Below are 6,573 nucleotides of genomic sequence, written 5' to 3' on the forward strand. Positions count from 1 at the left end.
GAACCGACATCCGGACTTGCTCAAGCGGCCGTCCCGGGCGCCGAAAAGAGGATTCTTGTGACGGTGCGGTCCCTCAAACGTCTCATTATTGAGAGCGTCCGATCAAACGACGTGCGGATGGCCTGAGTGGGACACGAGCGGAGAGAGGACCCCAAAGAGGGCGGCGGCTATCGGCACCCCGATCCGGTGACGGACGAGGCGCTCGACTGGTTCATGCGTCTGCAGGAAGACACGGATGCCGGGACGATCGCCGAATTCGAGAATTGGCAGCGGGGCGATCCGCGACGTGTAGAGGCCTTCGAGAGGCTCGCCCGCATGCACGCCATGCCAGTGCTGCGCAAGGCCACCCTGATGGACGCCGAGCGGCTTGGCGTGCGCACCGATTATCCTGTGCCACCCCGACATCATCGGCGATGGGTTCCGGCTGTTTCCGCGATCGCAGCGGTCCTGCTGATCGTCGTCGCATGGCATCAGTATCCAGCACTGGTGCTGCATCTGCAATCGGACTACCTGACAGCAACCGGCGAACGCGAGACGATCCAGCTTCCCGACGGTTCGAGCGTCATGCTGAACACCGCGTCCGCCATCGCGATCGATTTCGGGGGCAGCCGGCGGCGCGTCACACTTCTCAACGGTGAGGCGTTCTTTGACGTCCGGCATGACGAAGCCCGGCCCTTCGCGGTCGCCGCCCATTTCTCGGAAGTCGAGGTCAAGGGCACGGCCTTCGGCGTCCGCACCGATAGCGCCGAGGATGTCGTGCTGCTCGAACGCGGCAGCGTCGAGGTCAGCGGCACCGGGCAGGGAGCCGAATTCGCCGTGCTTGCGCCCGGGCAGATGATCGTCGCCACGGCCGCGGGGCTCTCCGCCGTCCGTGAAGCCGATCCGTCACGGTCACTTGCATGGCGGGAAGGCAGGATCGTGTTCCATGACAGGCCGTTCCGAAACGCGCTTTCGGATCTGCGGCGCTATTACCGGGGCTCCGTGATGGTCGTGACGGACGGTTTTGCGGACCGCACGGTCAGCGGCAACTATCGCATCGACGATCCGGAGGCCGCGATCCGGACTCTGGCGGCCTCGGTCGGCGCCTCCGTGACCCGCCTTCCAGGCGGCATCCTGATCCTCCGTTAAGTTCCGGACTTTTTTTGTGACGGCCCCATCCCGTCGACGTCTTCATTGGTGAGGGCGGAGTTTGCGCACGGAGCGCCGGCAGTCCTCGAAACCGGATCATGGGGTTTGCGCAGATGGAAGAACGGGGGATGACGGGCAGTCGCAGGGGCTCGATCGCTCGCAATAAGGTCACGGCAAAGCAGCGTCTGGCGATTGCCCTGCTCGGGTCGACGATCCTGGGTTGTAGCGTGCTTGTGTCTCCCCCGGCTGTACGCGCGCAAACCCGGCAGACGAATGCCGATCAGGCCGTTCGCTTCTCGATTGCGGCGCAGTCGCTCTCGTCGGCGGTTGATGCATTCAGCCGCGCCACGGGATGGCAGATCGGCTATTCCTCGCGGATCGCACGGTCGACGACGACACGCGCAGTCTACGGCACCATGTCGCCTCGCGAGGCGCTCCAGACGATGCTGGCCGGGACGAACGTGCGTATCCGGTTCACGGGCCCGACAAGCGCCGCATTGGTTGATGCTTCCGAGGTCTCAGATGCCGGAGGGGCGGTCGATGCGGACGGCTCACTGGTGCTGGATACCATCACGGTCGAGGGGCAAGTCGGTTCAGCCAACACGGATGGCACGGGGTCGTACACCAGCAGTATGGTCACGGTGGCCGGCAAGCTGCCGGTGAATGTCCGCGAAGTTCCCAACTCCGTCTCCGTGGTCACCCGCCAGCGCATGGATGATCAGAATATGACCACCCTTCAGGACGCGCTGAAGCAGACGACAGGCGTCGTCGCGCTGCCATACAGTGGCAATCTGAGCGGACACTACTCTTCGCGGAGTTTCGGCCTTGGCACTCAGTACGAGGGCATGTCCGCGACGACCGGTATCCGAGGGATGCCGCAATTCGATCTTGCAATGTATGATCGTATAGAAGTTCTGCGCGGGCCTGCGGCACTTTTCAACGGTGTTGGCGAGATCGGGGGCGTCGTTAACCTCGTTCGACGTCGGCCGCTCGACATATTCAAGATCGGCGGTGGTATCGACGTCGGCTCATGGAACAACTACCACGGATATGTGGATGTTACCGGCCCTCTTGTGCCGTCCGGGGCGATCCGGGGGCGAGCCATCCTGGCGGGAACTGACCAGCATTACTTCTACAATACTGCATTCAGTCAGCGTTTCATGGGCTATGGGATCGTAGAGGCGGACCTTGGGCCCAATACAACTCTGACGCTTTCCGGGGCGCATCAGGAGAGCCGGTCGATCCCCTTATATGGTTGGGGAACCTATCCCGACGGTCGCTTTCTCAACATCAGCAGAAGCGTCTTTCCGGGGGCGAGCTGGGGGATTTCACAATACCCGTCGACCGAAGGCTATGCAGATATCAAGCATCGGTTCGACAACGGGTGGGTGCTCAGGGGCAGTTTCCTCCACAGAGACACCGAGGTAACCGGCAATCAGGCCTATGTGTACAGTGCGCTGGACCCGATCAAGAACACAGCGAGTCTAGCGACGCAAACGATGGATCAGCGATATGATGTAAACATCGCCGATGTTCATTTGGGCGGACCGATTGATTTTCTTGGCCGCACTCACCAATTCGTCTTTGGAGCGAACTATAGCTATGGTTTGAATCACGTCGGATCCTCGCCATTCACGGTACTTCCGGACTGGTATATCTACGGTCCAAGCCCTGCAGATCCCGGGTTGGTTGTGACAAACGGCACCGACACGCGAACGGTGCAGTATGGTGTCTATGGGCAGTCCCGGATAAAGGTACTGGATCCCTTGACCCTCGTGCTTGGCGGCCGTCTTTCGAATTACGAGGCGGAAACGAGGCAATATCTGCCAGTCAAAAAGCCCTGGTCTACGACGTCGAAGGTCAGCAGCAGGTTCTCGCCATATGCGGGCATCGTTTATGACCTGACACGGGACATTTCGGTGTATGCCAGCTATTCCGACATTTTTCTTCCTCAGTCGCTGCTCGCATCTGATGGGTCCGCACTTTCGCCGGAGCAAGGCAGACAGCTGGAAGCTGGCGTGAAGGGACAATTCTTTGATGGAAAATTAAATGCATCTTTCGCCGTCTTTAACATTAAAGACACGAATCGGGCGTTGGCCGATGCCGCAAATCCAGGATATTATACTGCGTCTGGCGAAGTGACCACGAACGGCCTTGAGGCGGAAATCAGCGGCGAGCTGACGCCGGGCTGGAACATATATGCCGGATACTCCTATGCCCGCTCTGAATATAGCCGCGACCCTGTTCTCCAGGGGCAGCGTTATGACCCTCGCCAACCGGAACAGCTGTTCAAGCTCTGGACCAGCTATAACTTCCAGAACCCGATGCTTTCCGGATGGAGCATCGGCGGCGGGGCTCGGCTGGCAAGTGACATGCGCAGCGACAGCGCGCCGATCATAAAGCAAGGCGGTTATGCTGTTTTCGATGCGCAGATTGGCTATCAATTCAGCGAGAATGTCAAAGCTACGCTGACAGTCAACAACATCTTCGACAATAGATACTATGAGCGTGTCGGATGGACCAATTGGTTCAACCAGTTTGGTACTCCGCGCAGCGTGACGTTCTCGCTGCGATCGACATTCTGAGAGGCGAAGGAAGCTGTCTTGGAGAGGATGGGCAGTAAGAGAGGGTGGGTGATGGAGCGGGTCATTGGCTCGCGCGACCGTTCGATCGTGCCCCTGATCGGGCAATCCTCACGGCGCGGCTTCCTGACGAGCGCAGCGTGCCTGACGACGTCGCTTTGGGCCTTTCGCGCCCATGCGTCGCCGCTTCGCGTCGTGTCGCTGGATGCCGCGCTCACGCAAACGATGCTTGCCCTGGGCGTGGCTCCGCTGGCGATCTCGAACCGGAGCTTTTATCGCCGTTTCGTCATCGAGCCCGTGCTTCCGCCGGACACGATGGAATTGGGGACGCGAGCCGAGCCGAACATCGAGCTGCTTGCGGAGCTCCGGCCGGACCAGATCCTTTATTGCCCAGAGTTCGGCGAACTTCCCGACGCGATCGCGGACATCACGAGGAAGTCCGCCATCCCCATCTACACTCCGGGCGCCAGATCCTTCTTTGCGAATGCCCAGGACGCGACGCGGCAGGTGGGGGACGCTATCGGCCGACGCTCATCGGCCGATAGCTATATAGGGCGCGTCGATGCCTTGCTGGAATCCTCGAGAATCCGCCTGGCGAATTTCGTCGGGGCGACGTTTTGCCTGTTCACGTTCCTGACCGACCGGCGGGTGAGACTCTACACTGATCGAAGTCTGCTGAGTGGAGCTCTCGCACGGCTCGGCATCCGCAATATCGTCACCGAGGCCGGGAACAACTGGGGTTCGATCGACGTCGGTATGGAAACTCTCGCAGCTTATGAAGCCACCCGGTTCGTCCACATAGGCGACATGCCTCTCCGAACGACGGCCGGACCGCTCTGGGGTGCGCTCCCGTTCGTGCGGGAGGGTCGGCTTTCCTCGGTGCCGGCGAACTGGATGTTCGGTGGCCTGCCTTCGGTCGAGCGGTTCGCGAGGGCCTTCGTGCCGGCCATGGAGGCGCGCCTTGGCCGTCGGGGTTGAACCATGCCGGACGAGCGATGTGCCTGCCGCCTCCATCGCCCTGCCACTCGTGATTGGCAGTCTGGCAGCTGTTGCAACCGTGATGACGGTTCACGGCATTCGGGTTCTCTTACCCGACGGCGCGTGGTGGCAGGCGATCTGGTCACCGGATCCATTGAACATCCGTCAGGTCATCTTCCACTACAGCTATCTGCCGCGCCTCGTCGTCAGCCTGCTCGCGGGCGCGATGCTGGCTCTCGCCGGGGTCGTCTTCCAGCAGGTTCTGCGCAATCCGCTCGCGGAACCGGCGACGCTGGGGGTATCATCCGGAGCGTATCTCGCCATGACGTTCGCCACCTTGTGGTGGCCGGCCCTCGTGGAATGGTCGCCGGAAGCGGTTGCTTTTGCGGGCGCGGGCGCGGCGTTGCTCCTCGTCTTCGCTCTCGCGGCTGGCCAGAGATTTTCTCCGCTCGCCCTCATCCTGGCCGGGCTCGTCGTGGGGCTTTTCTGCGGGACGGTCACGGCCGTCCTGACGCTGTTCCACAGGGAGGCACTGACGAGCGTCTTCCTGTGGGGCTCCGGCTCGCTGACGCAGAACGACTGGAGCGGCGTATCCTACCTGCTGCCGCGCTTCCTCCTCGGGGCCATAATCGCGGCGCTGCTTCTGCGCCCGCTCGGCTTGCTCGCGCTCGGTGATGGCGGCGCCCGCAGCCTTGGTCTTTCGCTAGGCCTGTTCCGAGTCGTGGCCCTGCTTCTGGCCGTCACGCTCTCGGCCTTCGTCGTCAGCGCAGTCGGAATGATCGGCTTCGTCGGCCTTGCGGCCCCCGCACTCACGCGGCTCGCCGGCGCCCGCCGTCTCGGGCAGCGGGCCATCTGGGCTCCGCTCTTCGGCGCGGCGCTGCTCTGCTGTGCCGATCAGGGCGTCCAGGCCGTAAGCTCGCCGTCCCGGGAATGGCCGACCGGCATCGTCACGGCGTTCATCGGCGCGCCCCTGCTGCTCTGGATGCTGCCAAGATTGCGCTCGGCAGCCGGCATGTCGCCTTCAACGGCCAGCGCCTCGGTGCCGAGGCTGGCGGCTCCATGGCCGGTGATCGGGTCAGGCGCGCTCGCGCTGGCGCTCGTCGCCTATCTCGCCCTGACGGTCGGCCAGAGTTCCGGTGGGTGGCGCTGGCTGTCCGGTTCCGAGCTCGACGCACTCCTGCCCCTACGCTTGCCGAGGCTCGCCGCCGCGGCTTCGGCCGGCGCGATGCTCGCGGTCGCGGGCACTCTGATGCAGCGGCTGACGGGCAACGCCATGGCGAGCCCGGAAGTCCTGGGCATCAGCGCCGGAGCCTCGCTCGGCGTGATCGTGCTGGCTTTCGCCGCGGACACGCCGGACCGCGCCATGCAGACCGGTGGAGCCGCCACCGGAGCGTTTGCGGCACTCGCGATCATGCTGAGCCTGGGACGCAAGGCATCGTTCTCTCCGGAGCGGATGCTGCTGGCAGGGGTGGCGTTGACGACCGTGTTCGGAGCGCTGGTCGCGATGCTGCTGGCGTCGGGCGACCCACGAATGTCCATGCTTTTGTCGTGGATGGCCGGATCGACCTATCGGACGACGGGGCGTGATGCGATCGTCGCATGCGCCGTCACAGCCATGCTGCTGCCTGCCATGCCGCTCGCCGCTCGATGGCTCGATATCCTGCCGCTCGGGGAGACGACGGCGCGGGAGCTGGGCGTGGATGTCGCCCGCAGCCGGCTCGCGATACTGATCGCAACGGCAATCCTCACCGGCGCGGCCACGCTGATCGTCGGCCCGCTCTCCTTCGTCGGGCTGATGGCTCCGCACATGGCGCGGATGGCGGGCTTTCGTCTGGCGCTGCCGCAGCTTGCCGGCTCGGCCGTTCTCGGCGCGCTGATCATGGTC

The 6,573-nt window shown here is 63.2% G+C and carries 4 protein-coding genes; all 4 read left to right on the forward strand.

Going from position 1 to position 6,573, the window contains the following annotated elements:
- The first annotated feature begins 126 nt into the window (after window positions 1-126).
- Window positions 127-1,128, forward strand: coding sequence for a FecR family protein (locus ACUSIJ_RS21625; protein WP_449310495.1), 1,002 nt, complete (start codon window positions 127-129; stop codon window positions 1,126-1,128).
- Window positions 1,129-1,226: 98 nt separating this feature from the next.
- Window positions 1,227-3,713: a TonB-dependent siderophore receptor gene (locus tag ACUSIJ_RS21630; protein WP_449310496.1), complete on the forward strand. Its 2,487-nt coding sequence runs from the start codon at window positions 1,227-1,229 to the stop codon at window positions 3,711-3,713.
- Window positions 3,714-3,764: 51 nt separating this feature from the next.
- Window positions 3,765-4,688, forward strand: a complete 924-nt coding sequence (locus tag ACUSIJ_RS21635; protein ID WP_449310497.1) for an ABC transporter substrate-binding protein — start codon at window positions 3,765-3,767, stop codon at window positions 4,686-4,688.
- Window positions 4,672-6,573, forward strand: a 1,902-nt coding sequence (gene fhuB / locus ACUSIJ_RS21640; RefSeq protein ID WP_449310498.1) for a Fe(3+)-hydroxamate ABC transporter permease FhuB, incomplete at its 3' end; no start/stop codon positions are given. The genes ACUSIJ_RS21635 and fhuB, both read left to right, overlap by 17 nt.

This window comes from Pseudochelatococcus sp. B33 (assembly GCF_053570585.1).